The organism is Providencia alcalifaciens (assembly GCF_020271745.1).
GTDB classification, from domain to species: domain Bacteria; phylum Pseudomonadota; class Gammaproteobacteria; order Enterobacterales; family Enterobacteriaceae; genus Providencia; species Providencia alcalifaciens_B.
In genome coordinates, this window is record NZ_CP084296.1 from 2433280 (window position 1) to 2456278 (window position 22999).

Sequence of the window (22999 nt, forward strand, 5' to 3'; positions counted from 1 at the left end):
TCTTGTGAATAATAATTTAAAACAAAAAGCAACTTCAGGACTTAAATGGAGCGCAATTGAGCGGCTTGCAACACAAGTCGTTCAATTAGCAGTAATGCTGGTTTTAGCCCGAATGTTAGGTCCCCAAGCATTTGGACTAATTGGAATGCTAGCAGTGTTCATTGCTGTCAGCCAAGTCTTTGTTGATAGTGGATTAAGTTCAGCTCTAATAAGAAAACTTGATCGTACAGAAGAAGATTACTCGACAGCATTCTATTTTAATATTGTTATCGCTTTAATTTGTTATGCGATACTATACTTTAGCGCGCCTTATATTGCCGACTTTTATAAACAACCAGAATTAACGTCATTAACGCGTGTATTATCATTGGTCGTAATAATTAATGCATTAGCTATTATACAACGTACTAAATTGTCCATAAATATGGACTTTAAAACCCAAGCAAAAGCATCATTAGCCGCAGTAATCATAAGTAGCTTAGTCGCATTTTCAATGGCATATTTTGGTTTTGGTGTATGGTCACTAGTAGGTCAAACATTAAGTTATGCTGCTTTTAATGCTCTTTTTTTGAATATATTACATCGTTGGCTGCCAATATTAAGTTTTAATACTGAATCATTCCGTCAATTATTTGATTTCGGCTCAAAACTGATGCTATCAGGGGTAATTGACAGTATTTATCAAAATATTTACCAAATAGTGATTGGTAAAAAATTTAACGTATTAGATGTTGGGTATTTTACGCAAGCAAACCAGTTAGTAAGAACACCTGCAATGACAATGACCTCTATTATTCAGCGTGTTACTTATCCTATGTTGAGTAGTATCCAAAATGATGAACAGCGATTGAATAATGCCTATCTGCTAACATTACGCTTATCAGCAGCCGTTATTTTCCCGTTACTTTTTGGATTTGCTGTTGTTGCTGACCCACTTATTCCTGAATTATTAGGTCATGAATGGCAACCAGCTGCTTTATTTGCCAGCATATTAGCAATTGGTTTACTCCTTTACCCTATCCATGCCATCAATTTAAATTATTTACAAGTTAAAGGTAGGTCTGATTTATTTTTAAAATTAGAAATTCTAAAGAAAATTATTACCACTATTATTCTTGTGATCACCATTCCTTATGGAATTAAAGTTATTTGTATTGGGATAGTTATTCAATCTTATCTCGCATTATTTATCAATACTTACTATAACGGAAAAATAGGCAAGCTATCAGGTTATATTCAGTTAAAAGCTTTATTCCCTATCTGGCTAATAGCACTAATAACATGTTCTGCTGCATTATTTATCACTAAACTAATCGCAATACCACATTGGTTTTCAATAGCATTAATTATTTTGATTGCCTGTGTTTTTTATATATTCAGCATACGTTTATTGCAAAAAGACTTATACCAATACCTTATCTTAAATATTTTGCCAAAGAAATTAATAAAAAAATCATGAATAATATCACTGTAACGTCTCCATTATTACCACCATTAGAAGAGTTAACTCCATATTTAGAAGATATCTGGTCAAGAAAGTGGCTAACCAATAATGGGCACTATCATCAATTACTCGAAAAAGAACTATGTGATTATCTCAAAGTTGATTATATCTCACTATTTTCAAATGGCACATTAGCTTTAATCACCGCATTACAATCTCTAGAGCTAAAAGGTGAGGTTATTACAACGCCTTATAGTTTTGTAGCAACCAGCCATGCTATTTTGCTAAATAATTTAAAACCCGTATTTGTTGATATCGACCCAAACACCTTTAACCTAGATCCTAAAAAAATCGAAGAAGCAATCACTGAGCATACATCAGCCATACTTCCAGTACATGTTTATGGTAATCCTTGTGATCATGATGCGATTCAAAAAATTGCAGACAAACATGGATTAAAAGTAATTTATGATGCTGCGCATGCCTTTGGTGTTACTAAAGATGGAATATCCGTTCTTAATTGGGGCGATCTTTCAATTCTCAGTTTTCATGCTACTAAGGCATATTCCACTATTGAAGGTGGTGCTATTATCTGTCATACCAAAGCAATGAAAGAAAAATTAGATAGGTTAAAAAACTTTGGTTATGAATCAGGAATTGAAATATCAATGCTAGGCTCAAATGCAAAAATGAATGAAGTGCAGGCCGCATTTGGATTAGCAACACTTAAGCATATTGATAATGCAATAAGCATAAGAAATAATATCGCTAAAATATATCGGGAAGAAATTAGCAAGATAAAAGGATTAACTTTTTTATCTCCATCTGAAGATGTTAAATTCAATGATTCTTATTTTCCTATTTTTGTTGATGAAAAAAAATTTGGTATGAGTAGAGATGAACTTTATTTTAAACTTAAAGAAAATAATATTTTATCTAGAAGGTATTTTTACCCGTTGATAACAGATTTTTCTTTTTATAAAAACCATCCAAATATCGTAAAATATGATTTAAAAACATCAAAACAAGTATCGGATAATGTTATTTGTTTGCCAATACATCATAATGTAGATAGAGATGATATAACAAAAATATTAAACTTACTAGTCAACAAATAATTTGCATAAAATGAATGTATCTAATGATATCAGTTTGCTTAATAAAGACAGTTTTATTGATTTTTTAAATAATGTTAACTCGGATTTCACCCCCTCTCTTGATAAAAAAATAAACTTTAGTGAATACTATTATAAAGTAATAAATAATGCCAAGGTGATATTTATCATTGAAAAAAAAACAATAATTTCTCTAATGGTATATTATGATAATTTAGATGAGGCCCAAATAACATTAGTTGCTGTAAGAAATTCATATAGAGGAAAAAGAATATCATATTTATTGTTCGAGTCCCTTTTTAAACTAATTAATAAACCCATAAATATCATTACATGGGATGATAATACCGTATCAAAAAGATTATACATGAAATTAGGGTTTATAATAAAAAATAGATATATTAACAAATATGGCATAAGTGAAGTTTTAATGGTGAAAAAATGAACATATTATTAACATCTGTTGGTAGGCGTACATACCTAGTTGATTATTTTAAAGATGCATTAATAGAATCACAGGGTAAAGTTTTCGCTGCAAATAGTACCTTTACTTATGCTATGACTCATGCTGATTCATACATAATAACACCTGAGATATATTCAAATAATTATATTGATTTTTTATTACAATATTGTAAAGAAAACAATATAAATGTCATTATCTCGTTATTTGATATTGATTTGCCTATATTGGCTAAAAATAAGCAAAAGTTTTTAGATATTGGTATAAATATTATCGTATCTTCTCCAAATGTCATTGATACATGTAATGACAAATGGAAAACATATCTTTTTTTAGTTGAAAAAAATATTCCAACCCCAAAAACTTTTTTATCATTATCAGAAGTACATAATGCTATTGAAAATAATACATTAGAGCTACCTTTAATAATCAAACCTCGTTGGGGAATGGGCTCAATTGGTATTTATAAAGCAGAAACAATAGATGAGCTAAATATTTTTTATAAAAAAGTAAAAAATGAAATTCAATCAACATATCTTAAGTATGAGTCAGCCTTAGATATTGAAAAATCAGTTCTTATACAGCAGTATATTTCTGGTAATGAATATGGTTTAGAAATTATTAATGATTTAAATAGTAATTATATCACCACATTTTGTAAGCAAAAAGTTGCTATGCGTTCTGGAGAAACAGATCAAGCTCTAACTATTAATAATCCAGCTCTTCATAAAATTGGTGAGTTCTTATCAAAAGAATTAGGCCATATTTCTATTTTAGATACTGATTGTTTAGAACAAAATGGTGAGTTCTATATATTAGAAATGAATGCTCGATTTGGAGGACAATATCCATTCTCTCATTTAGCGGGAGCAAATATTCCTAAGCAGATAATTGAGTGGATTTCGAATGGTCAAACTAAAAATGAGTATGTTACCATTAAAGAAAACGTTCTCTGCTGTAAAGATATCAAACCAACTATTATTAAAAATGAATATTAATCCTTTAAAAGCCCCCGGAAATGAAGCTTCAATCATGAAGCATTGGAAATATACAGATAAAGTATATGTTAGCTGTGTTTGCATTACATTTAATCAAGAAGGTTATATTAGAGATGCAATTAATGGAATGTTAGCACAGGTTACAGATTATAGGTTTGAAGTGATAATTCATGATGATGTTTCTAACGATAACACTCGAAAAATCCTTTTAGAGTATAAAAATAAGTACCCTAATATCATTAAGTTAGTTTTACAAACTGAAAATCAATATCAACAAGGAAAAAAGATAACTCCATTAGCTATAGCTCACGCTGATGGCGAATATATCGCTTTATGTGAAGGTGATGATTATTGGATTGATGAGTATAAACTTCAAAAACAAATCAAAGAATTAATTTCAAATCCTAACGTAAATCTTGTTATAACTCAGGCACTATCTTTATATCCAGATGAAACAACAAAAAAATTTTGTAATTTAGGAAGCACTAAAAGATATATTTCTTTTGCTGATTGCATACTTGGACCTAAAAAAGACTTTTATCCAACAGCAACCTTTTTCTTTAAAAGAAGTATTATTTTATCATTACCGGATTGGTTCTATACTATCGCGCCAGTTGGTGATTATTATATACAACTATTTGCTTCATATAATAATGGCTGTATATATCTACCTGACGTGACGTCAACATATCGTAGAGATTCTATTGGAAGTTGGAGCCAATCATTAAACTTCAATAAATTTATTTCTGATCGTAAAAATAGAATCAATTGTAATAAACTCATCTCCGAAGAATTACAGTTGAATAAACTAGAAAAATTAGCTTTAAATAGAAGCTTATTTATATATAAAAAAGACATTACCCTTTCTTATCTACGGCATAAAAAATATTTTATTTTCATCCTTAACATAATTATTAATTTCTTTAGTAGTCCCATTGATTATTCAAAAATCATGTTTATATCTTTAGTAAGGAAAATAGGGACATATATTCAATCTGGTGATTAACCTGTAATAGAGGGTAATTTACTTGAGAATGTTAATGGCTAAAGCCAATATAAAGTGTCTATTTTGTCAACAAACCCACACAGTGAAAAAAATAAATTAGGGAGTAGTAACCATCAACGTTATCATTGCCAAGATTGCCGCCGAATCTTTTAACTTGGTTATTAATATAGTACCTGCAAGCCGGCCCCAAAGATGAAATTATCGTTCCCGCGATGAATAACTCCAGTATTTGTGATACCGTTATAGTTCTTCTTATTAGTATTAATACTATTGTTTACACTTTAATACTCTTACCACAACAGGTGACGTCTTTACCTCTTTATAATTTGCATATTGTGTTGCTTTGCAAAGTCAATGAGCAATAGTCTTTTGTTCCTAACAAGAAGAAACAGTGTATTCATATTTATTCAAAATAAATAAAAAATATTGCTGGGTTGTCTCATTCTACCTATAATTGAAACCATTTATTTAAGATAAGTTGCTTAAAGAACAACTATTTCCCATATCTAGTACAACGAGGCAAGCAAATTCATTTATTTTTCAAAAAAATAATAAAGCCGCAATATCATTATGTTATAAATTTATGATGAAATTTCCATTGAAATCATCCAGCTATAAATTACTATTCAAAATGTTGATGAAAATATCGTTCCAAAATATATTAAACTATAGGATGTAATAGTGTGTCTTTATTAAGCTATATTTTCCGATTTTTAATTTTAACGCCATGTATATATTTTCTATATTACCCATTTAAATATAACCCTGACTATATAGCGTATTTTCATGATTACGAAAATAGTTCATTTTCATATGAGTTCTTATATGAATGGCTGTCTTATTTAATAAAGGTATTGTTTGATTTGAACTTTAATGATTATTGGCTGTTGTTGATGTTTTTTCAAATTGCTCTAATGGCTATCGTATATAATCGTTTTGTGTTATTATTACTTGCTTATCCAATGATAATTTCCTTAAGCCAATTTTTATATGGAACACAAGTAAGATATTCAATATCCATATTGTTTTTATTAATTTCAATCAGATTAATAAATAGAACTTTTAAGGCATTTCCTACTATTTTAATACCTATACTATTTCATTATGGCATGGCTATTCTTGCACTACTTTTTATTTTCACAAGGAAATTAAACTATCACTATTTAATTATTAATAAAGCAAAAGGATTCTTATTATTAATATCATCGATTATGCTAATAAATTTAGTAGTATTAAATATAGAAAGTATAATTCAATTTACCCGATTTAAATATTATATTGGCTCAGACTCCTATCTTGGAAACAAATCATGGTCTTCAATTCTATTTATATTCCTTTTTTTAGCATTATTACTTTATGGAATAAAAGTAAATGTTAGTTATAGAATACCTATAGTCAAATTATCTATTATTATTCTTGTTTTTTGTTTATCTACATCTTCAATTGCAATCTTATCTGGCCGAGTTTTACTTGTCTTCTTAGTTATTTCTCCCATATTGATATATGAATTATTTAGAATATCAAAATTGAATTTATATACTGCTCTACTGCTAATCTTATACATTATAACGAACATATCCTTTTATATTAAAAATGACTATTACTTTTATTAAATGAAACTATTACACTTATACCATAAAACATATAATGCCGGTGATGGTATTACTAATGTTGTATCTAATTTATCTAAATATCAGAATAAAATACCACATATAGAAAGTTTCCACCTTGCTTTTTCCTCTGATGATAAGTTAAAGCAAAAGGCTGAATTTAAAACAATTTCTTTTTTTAAATTACTCTTTCAGATAAAGTCTTACTCTCCAGATTTTATCTATGTGCACGGTATTTTTAAAATAAAATCACCTATTTTAATTACATCACTGAAACTGATGGGGTTCAAAATAATACTTGTCCCTCATTGTTCTTTAATGAAAAGAACTATACTTCATAAAAAAATAAAGAAGTCAATTTACCTTTCTATATTTAAAAAAATATCATTTCAACATGTTGACTTCATACAATACTTAAATAAAGAAGAAAAAAATGATTCTATTTTTATTTCTAATAAAATAAAAACATATATTTTACCTAATGGAGTGAGTGTGAATGCTCCCATAAAGCAAAAAAACTTTAAAGAAATAAAACCTTTCTATTTAGGTAGGTGTGATATTTACCACAAAGGATTGGATCTATTAATAAACAGTCTTAACATTTTTTATAAAAAAACACAAAGTAATATTTTATTTAATATCTACGGTGCTGATAAAAAACAAACTCTTGAATTAATAAATCTAAAGCCCAATAAAAACATTATAATTAGGCCACCTATATTTGGACTTAAAAAAGAAGAAGTTTTAGAAAGTAATAATATATTTATTATGACCTCTCGTTACGAAGGCCTGCCAGTATCAGTATTAGAAGCACTAGCGTATGGAAACATTTGCTTACTAACTGAAGGAACTAATATGGCGAAAATTATAAAAAAATATAACTGTGGCTTTGTTATAAAAAATATCAACGATATTTATTATACTTTCAACAAAATAAAAAATATGCCTGAGAACGAATTAATAGAAATGTCAACTAATGCAAAAAATTTAGTAAATGAAAGTTATAATTGGCAGTCAATTGCTAATTTATCTATAAAAAAAATAATTAGTTAATTTATATTCTATACTATTGAGGTAACTACTTTCAACGAAATTAAAACAACTATAGCATAATGCGACCCTAATTCTAAATGAAGTAAAAATTTAATATTTTTTATGAAAAAGATTAGTGTGTATTAACCTTTCCGGTATAAAAAATAGGTGGCAGATGGATCTATTATAATGGTTTCGCCAAAAATAAAAAATGCCTCCAAATACTGAGCAATGACGGCTCGGTATGAAAAATGAGCCAAAAAATCAAAAAAGACTATAATGACCTGCATGTTTTAGGTATAGAATATACTATGTCAAACTCAGAGTGTTAAAATCGGGTCACGTATCCAAAGGGTTGATGGCATTTCAAACGTAATACTCTCGCTCAATGAAAGTCCCAATGATCTTGTCATGCATGCCGGATGATTTTGAATACCCTAACGTCTTGCGATTAAGTCGTTTCAATCGGTTACGCAACGTCAGATTTTCACGCTCAATTCGCTGTGTATATAGCTTTCCTAAAATAGGTTTTTCGCTAGGGAGTGTCTCTTTGTACGCCCTGTAACCATCCGTACACCAAAAAGCGATACGGAACCCAGACAGCAGTTTTAACAATTTCCCCAGTGTTTTCTTGCTTCGGGAACCAAATACATGAGCGAATACCCGCATTATTCATGGCAAGCTCAACCACTTGCTCTTTGATGCCGGGCTGACAAGCGTTGTAGGTATAATCGAGTTGAAAAGTGCGGCAACAGGCCTGACAGCGATAACGGGGATGACCTCCATTGCCGGTGCCATGTTTTTTAACAGGGTCGGTTAATCCACAGAATCGGCATTTTACTGAAATGGTAGCCATACTAAGCCTCAACAGAAAAGCTCAGTTTACCCCATTATCAACTTATTGAATACTCGACCATTGTCTGGAATAAAATCCTTTTGGGATAGGTTCTTAATTTTATGATATTTTCAATAATTAATAGGATATAAATTTGGAAACCGCAGTTTTAATTCAAACCCATAATAATGCTAAATACATTTCCACTTTAGCTAAACGAAATCCCTCAGTCCGTTTTTATGTTCATGTTGATAATAAAACTCCATTGACCTATAAAGAAATAGAAAAAAACAATATTAGTAACTTGTATCTAATAAAAAATAGAGTAGATGTATATTGGGGAGGAAGTAGTCAGTTAATTGCAACTTTAAGATTAATGATGGAAGCTATAAAAGATAGCAATAATAAGTACTTTCATTTAATTAGTGGTGAATGTTTACCTCTTAAGTCTTTCGCTGATATAGAAGCAGAATGGAAATCAACTCCAGATATAAACTATATAGAGAGTCATAGGGATCCAACCTATGATTGGAGATTAAAGGCACTGTACTTTCATACTGATACTAAGTATTTAAGAACACCCTTGGGAAGAGTAATAACAAAAATGTTAAAATTTAGTACTATTTTTTTCACCACTTCAAAAATAGACAAAAATTATTATTTTGTAGGTTCTCAATGGTTTTCTGTTACACGGTCTACAATTAATAAATTCATTTCAATTTACACTTCAACATCTTTTTTTTCTCATTTTAAGTATACTACATGTGCCGATGAGCATGCATTTCAAATTTTAGTTAGAATGTATGGCATTGATAATATAGCAGATAATAATAAGAGGCTAATTATGTTTACTGATAAATCTAGCCCCATATATTTATCTGAAAAGATATTACAAAAAAATATTGAGGCATCAAACTTTTGGTTTGCTAGAAAAGTTAATGAAGATTTAGCCATAAGTTTCCTATTATAATAGTTAACACAAACTAACCTTATTAGATTATTTATTAAATTTATATTTACCACGTATAATTGGTATTGTCATTATGAATTTCTCCGTACTGCTTTCTATTTATAAAAATGAAAACTCTGATTTTTTAAACCAATCTTTACTCAGTATTATGGTTGAGCAAAGTTATATTCCTACCGAAGTTATTCTCGTTAAAGATGGTCCTTTAACACCTGAGTTAGATAATGAAATTATTTATTGGAAAAAAAAATTCCCTCATATTTTAAAGGTGATACCTTTAAAAGAAAATGTTGGTTTAGGCAATGCACTCAATGAAGGATTAAAACATTGTACTTATGATTGGGTTTTTCGTATGGATACAGATGATTACTGTGATCAAGAGCGCTTCCAAAAGCAAATAACGTTTATTCAATCTCATTCTGATATAGTGTTATTAGGTACATGTACCGAGGAGTTTGATATTTCCATGTCAAAGTCTATCGGTTTTAGAATAGTTCCTAGTTCACATCAAGAGATATGTAATTATATAAAGAGAAGAAATCCATTCAATCATATGACTGTTGCATTTAATAAAGAAATTATTCAACATGTTGGTGGTTACCAGCATCATTTATACATGGAAGATTATAACTTGTGGATTAGAGTTATTTCCGCTGGTTACAAAGTTGCTAACTTACAAGATTGCTTAGTTAGAGTAAGAGGTGGCGATTCTATGGTCAAACGACGCAAAGGTATAACTTATATAAAAAGTGAATTTCAACTAGCTAAATTGAAAATTGAAAAAAAAATTGATACTCCACTTAATTCATACTTAAACTTTACACTACGTAGTATCCCTAGATTATTACCGACTTCAATACTTTCAAAGATTTATAAAAAACTAAGAAAATAAAGGTTTATTATGTTAACTATCATCGGTGGATCCGGTTTTATTGGAACCCGTCTCTCCAATCAATTAAAATCTCAAAATATCGACTTTAAAATTGTTGATATCCAAAAAAGTGAAGCTCATCCTGAAAAATGGGAATTTGGTGATGTCACTAAACCAGAAACGCTTATCGAACCACTAAAAGGGGCTGACGTCATTATCAATTTATCTGCTCAACATAAAGATAATGTTCACCCTATTAGCCTTTATTATGAAGTAAACGTTGATGGAGCTAAAAATGTTTGTGATGTCGCTGAACAACTTGGTATTAAACATATAGTATTTACCTCTTCCGTAGCTGTTTATGGCTTTGTCGAAAAAGAAACTGGCGAAGATGGTGAGTATCATCCGTTTAATGATTATGGTAAATCAAAGTTAGAAGCCGAATATGTGTATGATGCTTGGCAGGCTAAATCAGCGAATCACACTCTTGTTACGATACGACCAACAGTGGTTTTTGGCGAAAATAACCGAGGTAATGTCTATAACCTATTCCGCCAAATTGCATCAGGTCGTTTTTTGATGATTGGTAGTGGTAACAACCAAAAATCGATGGCGTATGTTGAAAATGTTGCTGCATTTATCCATTTTGCAACTACCTTCACTGAAGGTAAGCACGTATTCAATTATATTGATAAACCTGACTTCACCATGAATGAGCTCACTACCGTTATCTGTAACGCATTAGATAAACCTAAATCAAATATTCGTATTCCTTATCCTATTGGGATCATGGGTGGATATTGTTTTGATATTTTATCTAAAATTACTGGTAAAGAATTTCCGGTAAGCAGCATCAGGGTGAAAAAATTTTGTGCTAGAACGCAGTTTAAATCAAATTATATTGCAGATACCTCTTTCAAGGCACCAGTGACACTTGAAAAAGGTATTGCTAATACTGTTCAATATGAATTTAAATAAATTAAATATTTTCTTTTATCATCATCTTGCTAAAGGGATCGCAAGTGTTTATGAAACGCCTTTCTATTGCTGCACTAATGCTTACAGCATTAACCGGCTGTACCGTTACTCCTGGTGTCTATATGTCCACATCAGGCAAAAATGTCGTCGACACTGGCGATCGTGATATCTCTAAATTTGTGGATATCTACCCGATTTCACCAAAACTGTTAGATGAGATGTACGTGGCTCCAGTGATCGCCAAGCCAAACCCGACACTTGAAAAGCAACTTTCAACTTATGAATATCGTGTGGGTGTGGGGGATGTGTTAACCATCACTGTGTGGGATCACCCTGAATTAACTATTCCAGCGGGTTCTTATCGTAGCGCTGCCGACGCAGGTAACTGGGTTCATTCCAATGGCACCATTTACTACCCTTATATCGGTAACGTGAAAGTTGTTGGTAAAACACTGTCGGAGATCCGTAATTTAGTCAGCAGTAAACTGGCTACCTATATTGAATCCCCACAAGTGGATGTCAGTATTGCGGCATTCCGCTCACAAAAAATGTATGTTTCTGGTGAGGTCGCAAAACCAGGTACATTGCCAATTACCAATATCCCTCTGACCGTTCTGGAAGCCTTTAATAACGCGGGCGGTCTCACCGAAAAAGCCGATTGGGACAATGTCGTACTCACCCGAAATGGTAAAGAAATTAAAATCTCACTGCAAGCATTAGTCCAGTATGGCGACCTAACCCAAAACCATCTGATGCTACCGGGTGATGCACTATATGTACCACGTAATGACGGGCAAAAAGTGTTTGTGATGGGTGAAGTGGGTCAACCAAATACCCTAACTATTGACCGTGCAGGTATGAGTATCACTGAAGCACTGAGTAAAGCCGGGGGTACCGATCAAACAACCGCTAATGCAACCGGTGTGTTTGTTATCCGTCCAATTAAAAACCAAACCTCTGGCGATAAAGAACTTGATGCGTTGCTACCGAAAAAAATGGCAGCGGTGTATCAGTTAGATTTATCGGATGCCACGGCAATGGTGATGGGTACAGAGTTTAAACTACAACCATACGATCTGGTCTATGTTACCGCCGCGCCTGTAGTACGTTGGAACCGTCTGATCACTCAATTACTACCAACCATCGCGACCTATAATCAGTTAACTGAAGGTACAAAACGTATTCACGACTGGTAATCGTCATGTTTAACAATATCCTAGTTGTTTGTATGGGTAATATTTGTCGCTCCCCCACAGGGGAGCGTTTATTACAGGCCCATTTTCCCAATAAAAAAGTACACTCTGCTGGCATTATTGCCAAAGACGATCGCCCCGCTTATGACAGTGCCATCCGTATCGCACAGCAACATGATCTCTGTTTAGACAATCATCAATCACGACGTTTAACCAGCGAATTATGTAAAGAAGCAGACTTAATCCTAGTGATGGAAAACGATCATATTGATAGGATCCATCAACAGTTTCCCGAAACTCGTGGCAAAGTCATGTTATTCGGGCAGTGGCTTAATAAAACCGAGATCCCAGATCCACATAAACGCAGTGATGAAATGTTCGAGCATGTTTATCAACTGATGGAAAAAGCCGTTATACAGTGGCAAGGGAAAATTTAATTTTACTATTTTAAAGGCTTAACGTTAATTGATTATGAACACGACAAAAACCAGCTCCGCTGCCTCGGACGAAATCGATCTGCTGGCGCTATTTAAGATACTCAAATCCAGCTACCTTAAAATCGGCTTTTTTACCCTCTTTTTTATTGTGATTGGTGCCGCTTATAGTTTTCTAGCGACACCAATCTATCAAGCCAATGCGACACTGCAATACGATAAAATGAGCCAAGTCTCATTGTTAGATCAAATGAGCGATGTGATGCCATTTGCTAATAGTAATAGTCAAGTGGATTCCGAAATCGAGGTCATTAAGTCTCGGATGGTGCTCGGTAAAACGGTTGCAGACCTTAATTTAGATACCCAAGTAGCACCCGCTGGTTTTTTCGATAGGCTTTGGGGAGACAAAGCTTCCGTCGCCATTTCCCTCTATTCTTTACCTGAACATCTTATTGGTGAGCCCGCTATTTTGACCTATTTAGGCGAAAACCGTTATACTCTTCATATTGATAACCAAACCGTTGAAGGCAAAGTGGGCGAACTCCTAAAACAAGATGAAATCAGCTTGCTGGTATCCTCAATCAATGCTGAAGTCGGACAAGAATTTACCTTAGTTAAAAATGCGCGTTATTCAACCATTGAAAACCTACTTAACACTTTAACTATTGCCGAAGTGGGTAAAGGAACCGGTATTATCAATATGGCCATTAAAAGCGCCGATAAAACCGAAAACGTGCAAATCTTAAACAGCATTATTCAAAATTACGTCGACCAAAATACCGAGCGTAAAAAAGAAGTCACAAATAACACCTTATTATTCTTAGATGAATATCTGCCTAAGATTAAAACCAAGCTGGATAACTATGAAAACCAGCTAAACACCTTCCGTAAAAAGAATGAATCTATCGACTTATCATTAGAAGCCAAATCCGCCCTTGATAGTGCTTTGCAAGTCGAAGAAAAGTTAAATGAACTCACTTTTAAAGAAGTTGAAATTCAGCAATTATATACACGTAACCACCCAGCTTACCAATCACTGCTTGATAAGCGCCAGCAGCTGTTACGTGAGAAAGAGAAAATCAGTAAAGCGATTCAAAAACTGCCGAATACTCAACAACAAATTGTTCGTTTAACCCGTGATGTAGAGTCTGAGCAAGCTATCTACAATCAATTAGTGGCAAAACAGCAGGAACTGAGTGTATTAAACTCAGGGATCACCGCTGATGTGCGTATTATTGACTCTGCTGAGTCTCAACCGAATGCCGTAGCACCTAAGAAAGCATTAATCTTAGTATTAGCTGCAATACTGGGCTTTATTGTGGGTTGTGCATATGTGATTGCTCGTGAGTTCTTTAATAATAAGATTAAAGGTACTGAGGATATCGATGCATTGGGTGTTAACGTCTATGCCACTATCCCGTTCTCTAATTATGAGAAAAAATTAATCGCAGCGGGGAATAAGCGCCCACTTGCATTAGAAAACCCAGCCGACACGGCAGTAGAGGCAATCCGTTCCCTACGTACCAGCGTTTACTTCTCGGTGATGAACCAAGGTAATAATCTGGTTATGGTCACCAGTGCTTCACCGGGTGTAGGTAAAAGCTTTATTACCTACAATATGGCGGTGGTGTTAGCAACTGCAGGCAAAAAAGTATTGTTAATCGATACTGACTTACGTAAAGGCCGTATCCATAAAGCCTTTGGATTAAGCAATAAATTAGGTCTATCCGATTATCTCTCACAATCAGATACTAGCCAGCCAAATATTCATAACAGTGTGATTGAAAACCTCGACGTGATTTGTCGCGGTAAGAATGTCACTCACTCTTCTGAATTGCTGATGAGCGAGCGCTTTAAACGTTTACTTGATACGGTGAAAGGTCAATACGATATCGTCGTGATTGATACTGCGCCAATACTGGCAATCACCGACTCAGCTATTATTGGTAAGTACGTTGGGACCTCATTGCTTATCGCCTATTATGGTGTGAACACGGTGAAAGATATTGAGCTATCGCTCAAACGCTTTAAGCAAAACGATATCGAAATTACGGGTGTGGTCTTAAATGGTATCGATGCCAAGTCAGACGATTATAATTATGTTTATGAGTACTAGGAAAGTACAATGAAAAACGCAAAAGTATTAGTCACTGGTGGTCTTGGCTACATTGGTAGCCATACCTGTGTACAGATGATCGAACAAGGCATGCAGCCAATTATTTTAGATAATCTCTGCAATGCTAATCCTGAAGTACTAAATCGCATTGAAACCATTACTGGCACTAAACCTATTTTCTACGTCGGTGATGTACGTGATAGCAAAATTTTAGATACCATTTTTGCTGAACATAAAATTGCATCGGTGATTCACTTTGCAGGGCTAAAAGCCGTGGGTGAATCCGTTCAAAAACCGATTGAGTACTATGACAATAATGTTAATGGTACTTTGGTTTTAATCACATCAATGCAAAAAGCGGGTGTAAAAAGCCTCATTTTTAGTTCTTCCGCGACGGTGTATGGTGATCCTGAAGAAGTACCGTTAACTGAAGAATCGAAAGTAGGTGGTACAACCAACCCATATGGTACTAGCAAATATATGGTTGAACGCATTCTTACCGATTTACATATTGCGCATGATGAATGGTCACTGACTTTATTACGTTATTTTAACCCTGTCGGAGCTCATACTTCAGGTTTAATGGGGGAAGACCCTCAAGGTATTCCAAATAATTTGACCCCTTATATTGCTCAAGTTGCTGTTGGTCGTCATAAAGAAGTGATGGTATTTGGCGCTGACTACCCAACACCAGATGGTACTGGTGTTCGTGATTATATCCATGTTATGGATTTAGCGAGTGGACACATTGCTGCCTTGAATGGTGTTAGTCAAAAAGCAGGGCTCCATATTTATAATTTAGGCACCGGTAAAGGCACTAGTGTATTAGAAATGATCGCTGCTTTCGAAAAGGCATCAAGCAAACAGATCCAATACAAAATAGTTGCTCGCCGCCCCGGTGATATTGCTGAGTGCTGGTCTAGCCCTAATAAAGCCTTTACTGATTTAGGCTGGCAAGCTCAGTACTCCGTGCAAGATATGGTGAACGATAGTTGGCGTTGGCAATCGCAAAACCCTAATGGCTATAAATAGATTTATTTTATTTAGGTTAACATATGAATATTGATATAGATTCCTTTGCCCTATATATTGGCGTTAAGGCGGAATATTTAGCTATGCTATATAGAACTACATGTGAATTAGAAGGGTTGCCTTTACCTAAAAGAAATAGGCACGGTAAGGTAAAAATGAGTGAGGTTTTAATTTTTAAACAACACGTTGAAGATAAAACAAAGAATATTAATGAGAATAAAACATTAAGTTAAATTATCACTAAAGCTCAAAGAGCTTTTTGTTTTAAAAGCTAGCGCTCGGTTGCTGGCGATCAAGTGTCTTGCCCAAAATGTAAAGGCGTCTACGCGATTGTAGAGGGCTCTACCACAATCAAATACAATGGAAAAAATCTTGCTCTAGCGGGAATGAAAACTCCCTGTGGCGTTGCTTTGATTGCATCACAGAGTTCAATTACAGGTAAATAATTTCATTTGTATTTAGATATAAATACTATGTGTTGTTATTCTGTTTCTAATAGTGTAATTGTCACCATAGTAAAATTAGCGCCTAGTTAATAGGTTGAATTAAATAAAAAATAATACCATAATAGCCTTCTTTACGGATATCCGTAAGGAAGGCTTGAAATAGAGTTTAGTTTTATTTGCGTTTTAGCCTATGGATGTCATTGGGATACCAATGCATCATTTATTCTCCCCTCTAAGGGAGGAAAGCGGCTTTACCCTTATTCTGTTGCCTTATCTACCCACACGTATGATAAACATATCCTCCACTGTGAAAAATTCCCCCTTGTTCAAGGCAAACATCACGTCCATAGCGTTCATAATCAAAGTAGTGTGATAAGTGACCAAGTTGTGCTAAATCATAACAACCACTTTCTTCAATCCAGTAATAACCTAAATCATATTCATTATTGACTCCCGCTAATTGCTGGAAAGAATCTAAATTATCCGCTAAATGAATTAAATCATGAATTGAACTCACTGAAGCTCCGATTTCAATTGCCGCCTGATAAAGGTCAATTTCATCAGGCGATAACATGGCTAATTGCGTGGCTAACTCGTTCAACTCATCTAAAAGACTGTATTCTGAAATGTAAGAAGAAAGGCCATCAATTGAAGATTCATAGTCCGTCAAGAAATACTCTTCATACTGAATACCATCAATGCCAATCCGCATTAAACAGTGTTCGATCTCTTTTGAGGTTGCCGGAAGCTCAAGCCACTCACCAACCAGTTCACCTTCGTTATATTTACCTAAATTCGTAATAAAAACAGAAATCATCCCCGATTTTAGGCATGGGGAAGCCGTCGCAGTTATACGCATATTCGTGTCCTATTATTGATGTATTGTGATCCAATTAATGGCGATATTTTGATAAAGGGAGCTATTTCCCTTTAGAAGATGATATTGATATAAAAAGCCAATCAGCTGAAAAACAGGCAACTCGCTTTAAAAATGATTAATGACGTTTTAGATCAGGATAATGAGCAGACTGACAGATCCGATAATGTGTTAAGTTTTCTATCATGATTTATTTTTGCGCGGGTTAAAACGAAAAAAGCCCCTGTCCAATAAACTAGGGTCAGTTCAGACTCACAGACTCCTAAGAGATGAAACCCCATCAGGGGTTTCCGTTAACTTATGGCTATCAATCAAACGTGTATTCACACTCGATACATTCATAACGATCAAATACCACGCCATCTAAAGCTGAACCACTCACAGCCCCAGCAGTAGCTCCAGCTACTAAACGTCCAAATAAAGCGCCTACCGCAGCACCAGCAATCGTCCCTACAACAGGAACAGCAGAGCCGATAGACGCTCCAGCTAGTGCGCCTGATACGCCACCAGCAACAGCTCCGGTCTTTTTCCCGATATGACGTTCACGAATGCGAGTTGAATCGCAGGCCGGGCAACGAATGTAATTTTCCATGATAATTTCCTTTTAGGTTGATTTACAAGCAAAAAAGCCCCTGTCCGTGAGGACAGAGGCTTTCAGTGATAAAGCTTCTTTATTGAATGAGATGTATTACGATAAATCGTGGTTAGTTATCATGCGTTTTGACGATGAAAATTCCCATGAACAATATTGCCACCATTTCTCAATGAATCGATATAGTCGGCATACCACTGCATCATTTCTCGTCTACCTTCTAAATATTGCGCATGGTTATAGGTTCCACGTATCGCATTTTTATTGCTATGCGCCATCTGTGTTTCAATACAAGCGCTGTTAAAGTCTTTTTCATGTAAGATCGTACTCATAGTCAAATCGTAGAAATAGATGCAATTTGTTGATTAATCTTGATTAACATTTTAATTTATAGTGCTTTTTAGACTGTTTGGGGGCTCTTGTCTATATCGAATACAGAGGCCCCCAAATAGGCCCCCAGATGAGAGAATTAAACTGTTTTTTATTTGATTTTTAACCGCCGGTATTAATCATTGGGTTATTCAATTTGGCAAAGTCGAATGGCGAAATAGTTTGTTCCCGATTAGCATCCAAATAATCAGCCCACCATTGCACCATTAATCGGCGTTGGTCTATATGTTCTGCCTTATGAATATAAGCAGCCCTCACTGAGTTACGTTCTTGGTGGCTCATTTGCCTTTCTACTGCATCTTTCGACCATAAACCTGATTCAACTAATGAACTACACGCCATCGTTCTAAAACCGTGTCCACAAATTTCAGTCTTCGTATCATAGCCCATGACGCGTAAGGCTTTATTGACTGTATTTTCACTCATGGGTTTAAAGGGATTATGAGCGCCCGTTAGGATCAATTCATGTTCACCCGTCCATGCCCAAATTTCTTTCAGTATAGTGATGGCTTGGTGGCTAAGGGGAACTAAATGCGGAGTGCGCATTTTAGCGCCTCTGTGTGAGAATTTAACGCCGGGTATAGGCTTTCGCTGAGCAGGAATCGTCCATAAGGCTTTATCGAAGTCAATTTCAGACCAACGCGCATAACGAAGTTCGCTTGACCTAATAAACACTAATAAATTTAACATCACGGCTAGGCGAGTGACGGGCTGCCCTTTATAAGCATCGATACGGGCAATGAGTTCAGGTAGACGGTCAAGATTAAGAGCTGGACGGTGTTGGCGTTGTACCGTCGTTACAGCCCCTGCGGTATCAATAGCAGGGTTATAGCCAATAATACCGGATTGCACCGCATAACGCATGACAGCAGAAATACGTTGCTGTAAACGCGCAGCGATCTCATAAATCTCTTTACTTTCTGCTGCACGGATAGGAATAAGCAAGTCAGGGGTTTTGAGGGTAGTGATATCGCGTAATCCAATATAAGGAAAGACATGCGACTCCAAACTCTTTAAAACCTTTTCACTGTGTGATTCAGACCATTTTTTATTGCTGGCATGCCATTGTCTTGCGATGGTTTCAAAAGAGAGATTAGCATCAGAAGCTGCTTTAGCCACACGTTTTTGTTCGCACGGGTCAATACCGTCAGCAATCAATTTTCTTGCTTCATCACGTTTTAAACGCGCCTCTGATAAAGAGACATCAGGGTATAAACCCAATGCTAAGGTTTTCTCTTTACCTAAGTGGCGATAGCGTAATCGCCAGTACTTAGAACCATTAGTGTGAACCAATAAGTGCAGACCTGCACCATCGGTTAATTTATAGGATTTCACATCGGGTTTAGCCGCCCGAATTTTAGCGTCAGTCAGTGCCATAGTGAGCTTCCTGAGAGATAAAGTGGGTACAAAATTCTATCGAACTAGTGTATACCCGCAATTATACCCGCACAATGGGGTTGATGTGGGTAGAATCGAGTAGAATTCAGTGGAGTTGAAACTTTGGGAGAGTGTTGATTTTAGCGGGCTTTACAAACAAAAACAGACGTCGGTTGACGTCTGTTGATAATAAGGTGGTGCCCGGACTCGGAATCGAACCAAGGACACGGGGATTTTCAATCCCCTGCTCTACCGACTGAGCTATCCGGGCAACGGAGCGTATTAAACCTGATTTAAGAGAGTGAGTCAAGGCGGTTTCTAAAAACTTTTGATTGAATGCGTTTTTTTTCAGCGTTTCAATTAATTTTTAAGCAAATCAATGCAAAAACTCACAAAAAGTGAAAAAAATGCCAGCAACCGAGATGGTCTGCTGGCATTTTTTTTTCACTATTTTAAGGATTTATTAGCGTAGATATTTTTTCTGCGCCTTATTCACTTTAATAAGATAGTTACGAGATTCCGCCGCAGGGTGCTTGGTGGAAAGCGTTTCGTAAACTTCGCCAGGCTCAAGTTTGTTAATACGCTGAGCTGCTTGTTTTTTATCGCTATGGAATACACGTAGTACGCTACCTGCGCCGCCGTTATAAGCGGTAATGACCGCATAGCGACGTGAAGTTGGGTTACTGATATCCCCCAAATAGCTATTTTGTAAGATAGCTAGGTATGCCGTACCTGTATCAATATTTTGCTCAGGGTCAAACAGATAACTACGGCTTGGTACCCCAGATTTACCTTGAGAGCGGAATACATCTTTACCGGCGGTATTTGGCATGATTTGCATCAAGCCTAGCGCATCAGAACGACTTACCGCGTATGGGTTGAAGCTCGATTCAATCTGCATGATGGCCAGTATTAATGATTCATCCACGCCGTATTTTGCGGAGGATTTCTTAATAAATGGCAGATATTTATGGGCACGTTTATCTAAGTGGTTTGGTACCAATTGCATGGTCACCGACCAAACAATATTCATACCGGACTGTCTGCGCTGCATTTTATTGCTGACCAGATAATCTGCAAATTTAGTGGCTCGCCACTCCCAGCGAATCGGTTCGCCCGTATTATCCATGACCTGACCAAACAGGAATGGTTCTTTACTGTAGGGAATGTCGTTAATATCAGAATAGAGGTCGATGGAATTCGGGTCATCGCCCATCAATAAAGTGGTGACAATCGCTTTTTTCAGGTGCTCTGATGGCTCTACAGCAGAGATGGTCTCAACTGTGATTGTCCCTGCATCAAAGTTAATGTGGCTACGGGTACGATACTCATCAGTATATTTCACATAATCTTTTGGCCCTGCAATGAGAACTTCTTTAATTCCCCATATATTTTCGATGTTATGAGCAAATTGCCCCATCAAAATATTAAAGCCATTGGTATCTTTGACGTAGTCAGGATTAAAGTCGGATTTCTGATTACTGGAACAAGAAATAATCAGGGGAACCAACAATGTGAGAGCAAATAATTTTTTCATACGATCCACAATATTAATGCAAGCTAGCTACTTATTTGGTCGTTTACTCTAAAACATTCAAGTTGCAGGAGGTGAGTAAACCGAGCCATGCAACTTGAGGTTCGATAGGTATAGACCTAAAAACTATTTTTCTGGGGTATAGCCATCAATTTGAATATCGTGACCTTCAAATAAGAATTTCACCATTTCTTGTTCCAGCATTTTGCGATCGTCTGGGTTCATGGTGTTTAATTTCTTTTCATTGATCAGCATGGTCTGTTTTGTCATCCATTGACTCCATGCTTCTTTCGAAATCTCATTAAAAATACGCTTTCCTAATTCACCTGGGTAAAGCTGGAAATCTTGCCCATCAGCGTCACGTTGTAAGAAAGTGCAAAAAATGGTTCTACTCATTTATTTTTTCCTCGAATATCAGGTAGTAAGGCAAGTTGTTTTAGTAAACTTTCAACCGGGGCAGCGAGCCCAACAGTTGCGCCTAGGTGTAAGTTATACCAGAGTCCGTTGTCTTCATCCATGGCAGAGTTAAATGCCTGAATATTAACTTTTACAGGGATAATATCTAAATGGAAATGGCTAAACGTGTGGCGAAAAGCAATTAATTGTTCAGGCGTGTCATGTTGTAGACCTGAATCAGCCAGCCATTGAGCCAGTTGCTCATGGCTCTCAAACTGTGGGAATGCGAATAAACCGCCCCAAATGCCAGATGGTGGGCGCTGTTCTAACCAGACATTATCTTGATGCTGAAGGATCAAAAACCATGCGCTTTTTTCCGGAATTTTCTGCTTAGGTTTTTTCCCCGGATATTCTTGCCAAGTGTGGTTAGCGTAAGCAACACAGCCAGTATTGAGTGGGCATAGCTCACATTTCGGTTTACTGCGAGTACACACCATTGCCCCAAGATCCATCATGGCTTGGTTAAAATATTCCACTTCCACTTTGGGCGTCACGTTGGTGCTAATTTCCCATAAGCGATTTTCGACCTCTTTTTTTCCCGGCCAACCCGCGACAGCATAGCAGCGAGCCAGCACGCGTTTTACGTTACCGTCCAAAATTGGGTAATGCTGCTTTTGAGAAAGGGAGAGAATGGCGCCTGCCGTTGAACGTCCCACCCCAGGAAGCGCATTTACTTCCTCAAATGTGGTAGGAAATTGACCATTATATTGGGTGGCAATCACCTGCGCTGCTTTATGCAGATTGCGAGCTCGCGCATAATAACCGAGTCCTGTCCACAAATGCAGAACCTCATCAAGGGGCGCATTCGCCAGTGCGGTCACATCCGCAAAGCGTTGGGTGAATTTTTCAAAATAGGGAATGACTGTGCTGACTTGGGTCTGCTGCAACATGACTTCAGAGAGCCAAACATGATAGGAGGATTTTTCCTGCTGCCATGGCAACGTTTTACGACCGTATTTGTGATACCACTTGAGCACTGCACTTGAGAATTGTTGAGCTTCCATTATTTATAATATTTTTATCGCGATTTCAGTGATGGAGAGGATTGCAACATAGACGGTGATAGCTGTAAACCGCTTCTTGTGTAAAGTTATCCAATTATCAACTGCAAGATCCTTGAAGTTTTGCTAAACTCCCTTTCCCACCATACTTAGATATTAATTAATTAGGTATGTTTGGTTTTTTTTATACTCTTGTTGGCACATTATCTAACTGGACAACGAATTTTTTAGA

At 35.7% G+C, this 22999-nt stretch carries 22 protein-coding genes, 1 tRNA gene and 2 pseudogenes; 16 read left to right on the top strand and 9 right to left on the bottom strand.

Annotated features, from left to right (window positions below; all coding sequences use genetic code 11):
• Positions 1–4 precede the first annotated feature (4 nt).
• From LDO51_RS11145 to LDO51_RS11175, 7 genes are all read left to right on the top strand, one after another.
• Complete coding sequence (locus LDO51_RS11145; protein WP_225574628.1) at positions 5–1459, top strand: lipopolysaccharide biosynthesis protein; 1455 nt, start codon at positions 5–7, stop codon at positions 1457–1459.
• The gene (locus LDO51_RS11150; RefSeq protein ID WP_282560236.1) at positions 1456–2562 is read left to right on the top strand and encodes a DegT/DnrJ/EryC1/StrS family aminotransferase; all 1107 of its coding nucleotides are present in this window, start codon (positions 1456–1458) and stop codon (positions 2560–2562) included. Before LDO51_RS11145 ends, LDO51_RS11150 begins: the two co-directional genes overlap by 4 nt.
• Positions 2563–2596: 34 nt before the next feature.
• Positions 2597–3004, top strand: a complete 408-nt coding sequence (locus LDO51_RS19725) for a GNAT family N-acetyltransferase (RefSeq protein WP_225574629.1) — start codon at positions 2597–2599, stop codon at positions 3002–3004.
• Positions 3001–4020 (top strand): ATP-grasp domain-containing protein, encoded by a 1020-nt coding sequence (locus LDO51_RS11160; RefSeq protein WP_210799494.1) that lies wholly within the window; start codon positions 3001–3003, stop codon positions 4018–4020. Before LDO51_RS19725 ends, LDO51_RS11160 begins: the two co-directional genes overlap by 4 nt.
• Positions 3929–5026, top strand: coding sequence for a glycosyltransferase (locus LDO51_RS11165; protein WP_225574630.1), 1098 nt, complete (start codon positions 3929–3931; stop codon positions 5024–5026). The genes LDO51_RS11160 and LDO51_RS11165 overlap by 92 nt, the downstream gene beginning before the upstream one ends.
• A 683-nt stretch (positions 5027–5709) precedes the next feature.
• Complete coding sequence (locus LDO51_RS19905) at positions 5710–6639, top strand: EpsG family protein (protein ID WP_225574631.1); 930 nt, start codon at positions 5710–5712, stop codon at positions 6637–6639.
• On the top strand, positions 6640–7689 hold the full coding sequence (locus LDO51_RS11175) for a glycosyltransferase family 4 protein (RefSeq protein WP_225574632.1): 1050 nt from the start codon (positions 6640–6642) through the stop codon (positions 7687–7689). It abuts the gene before it with no gap.
• A 345-nt stretch (positions 7690–8034) separates the two neighbouring features.
• Here LDO51_RS11175 and LDO51_RS11180 read toward each other — a convergent pair.
• Positions 8035–8524: pseudogene (locus LDO51_RS11180) on the bottom strand (IS1 family transposase).
• A gap of 133 nt (positions 8525–8657) precedes the next feature.
• Between LDO51_RS11180 and LDO51_RS11185 the strand changes: the two are divergent.
• From LDO51_RS11185 to LDO51_RS11225, 9 genes are all read left to right on the top strand, one after another.
• A complete protein-coding gene (locus LDO51_RS11185) occupies positions 8658–9473 on the top strand; it encodes a beta-1,6-N-acetylglucosaminyltransferase (protein ID WP_225574633.1) in 816 nt (271 codons plus the stop codon).
• Positions 9474–9546: 73 nt separating this feature from the next.
• Entirely contained in the window at positions 9547–10362 is an 816-nt protein-coding gene (locus LDO51_RS11190; RefSeq protein ID WP_225574634.1) for a glycosyltransferase, read from the top strand.
• A gap of 9 nt (positions 10363–10371) precedes the next feature.
• On the top strand, positions 10372–11319 hold the full coding sequence (locus tag LDO51_RS11195; RefSeq protein ID WP_225574635.1) for an NAD-dependent epimerase/dehydratase family protein: 948 nt from the start codon (positions 10372–10374) through the stop codon (positions 11317–11319).
• A gap of 44 nt (positions 11320–11363) precedes the next feature.
• Entirely contained in the window at positions 11364–12515 is a 1152-nt protein-coding gene (locus LDO51_RS11200) for a polysaccharide export protein (RefSeq protein ID WP_282560237.1), read from the top strand.
• A 5-nt stretch (positions 12516–12520) separates the two neighbouring features.
• The gene (locus tag LDO51_RS11205) at positions 12521–12949 is read left to right on the top strand and encodes a protein-tyrosine-phosphatase (RefSeq protein ID WP_014656697.1); all 429 of its coding nucleotides are present in this window, start codon (positions 12521–12523) and stop codon (positions 12947–12949) included.
• Between the two features lie 34 nt (positions 12950–12983).
• A complete protein-coding gene (locus LDO51_RS11210) occupies positions 12984–15062 on the top strand; it encodes a polysaccharide biosynthesis tyrosine autokinase (RefSeq protein ID WP_225574636.1) in 2079 nt (692 codons plus the stop codon).
• 9 nt (positions 15063–15071) lie between these two features.
• Entirely contained in the window at positions 15072–16094 is a 1023-nt protein-coding gene (gene galE, locus LDO51_RS11215; protein WP_159242411.1) for a UDP-glucose 4-epimerase GalE, read from the top strand.
• A gap of 23 nt (positions 16095–16117) precedes the next feature.
• Positions 16118–16327: a hypothetical protein gene (locus tag LDO51_RS11220; RefSeq protein WP_225574637.1), complete on the top strand. Its 210-nt coding sequence runs from the start codon at positions 16118–16120 to the stop codon at positions 16325–16327.
• A 63-nt stretch (positions 16328–16390) separates the two neighbouring features.
• Positions 16391–16540, top strand: coding sequence for a PAAR domain-containing protein (locus tag LDO51_RS11225; RefSeq protein WP_195697750.1), 150 nt, complete (start codon positions 16391–16393; stop codon positions 16538–16540).
• A gap of 274 nt (positions 16541–16814) precedes the next feature.
• Here LDO51_RS11225 and LDO51_RS11230 read toward each other — a convergent pair whose 3' ends face one another.
• The 8 genes and pseudogenes from LDO51_RS11230 to mutY all read right to left on the bottom strand — a co-directional run bounded on the left by LDO51_RS11230 (position 16815) and on the right by mutY (position 22770).
• Complete coding sequence (locus tag LDO51_RS11230; protein ID WP_225574638.1) at positions 16815–17399, bottom strand: antirestriction protein ArdA; 585 nt, start codon at positions 17397–17399, stop codon at positions 16815–16817.
• A 325-nt stretch (positions 17400–17724) separates the two neighbouring features.
• Positions 17725–18009 carry a hypothetical protein gene (locus tag LDO51_RS11235; protein WP_008913927.1) on the bottom strand — a complete coding sequence of 95 codons (285 nt, stop codon included), beginning with the start codon at positions 18007–18009 and terminating at the stop codon, positions 17725–17727.
• A 119-nt stretch (positions 18010–18128) separates the two neighbouring features.
• Positions 18129–18344: pseudogene (locus LDO51_RS11240) on the bottom strand (tyrosine-type recombinase/integrase); the annotation flags it as partial.
• A gap of 157 nt (positions 18345–18501) precedes the next feature.
• Positions 18502–19776: a tyrosine-type recombinase/integrase gene (locus LDO51_RS11245; RefSeq protein WP_225574639.1), complete on the bottom strand. Its 1275-nt coding sequence runs from the start codon at positions 19774–19776 to the stop codon at positions 18502–18504.
• A 195-nt stretch (positions 19777–19971) separates the two neighbouring features.
• Positions 19972–20047: transfer RNA gene (locus LDO51_RS11250), tRNA-Phe, on the bottom strand.
• Positions 20048–20239: 192 nt separating this feature from the next.
• The gene (gene mltC / locus LDO51_RS11255; protein ID WP_225574640.1) at positions 20240–21313 is read right to left on the bottom strand and encodes a membrane-bound lytic murein transglycosylase MltC; all 1074 of its coding nucleotides are present in this window, start codon (positions 21311–21313) and stop codon (positions 20240–20242) included.
• Between the two features lie 123 nt (positions 21314–21436).
• Positions 21437–21706, bottom strand: coding sequence for an oxidative damage protection protein (locus LDO51_RS11260; RefSeq protein WP_006657365.1), 270 nt, complete (start codon positions 21704–21706; stop codon positions 21437–21439).
• Positions 21703–22770, bottom strand: coding sequence for an A/G-specific adenine glycosylase (mutY, locus tag LDO51_RS11265; protein ID WP_225574641.1), 1068 nt, complete (start codon positions 22768–22770; stop codon positions 21703–21705). The genes LDO51_RS11260 and mutY overlap by 4 nt, the downstream gene beginning before the upstream one ends.
• Positions 22771–22999: the final 229 nt, after the last annotated feature.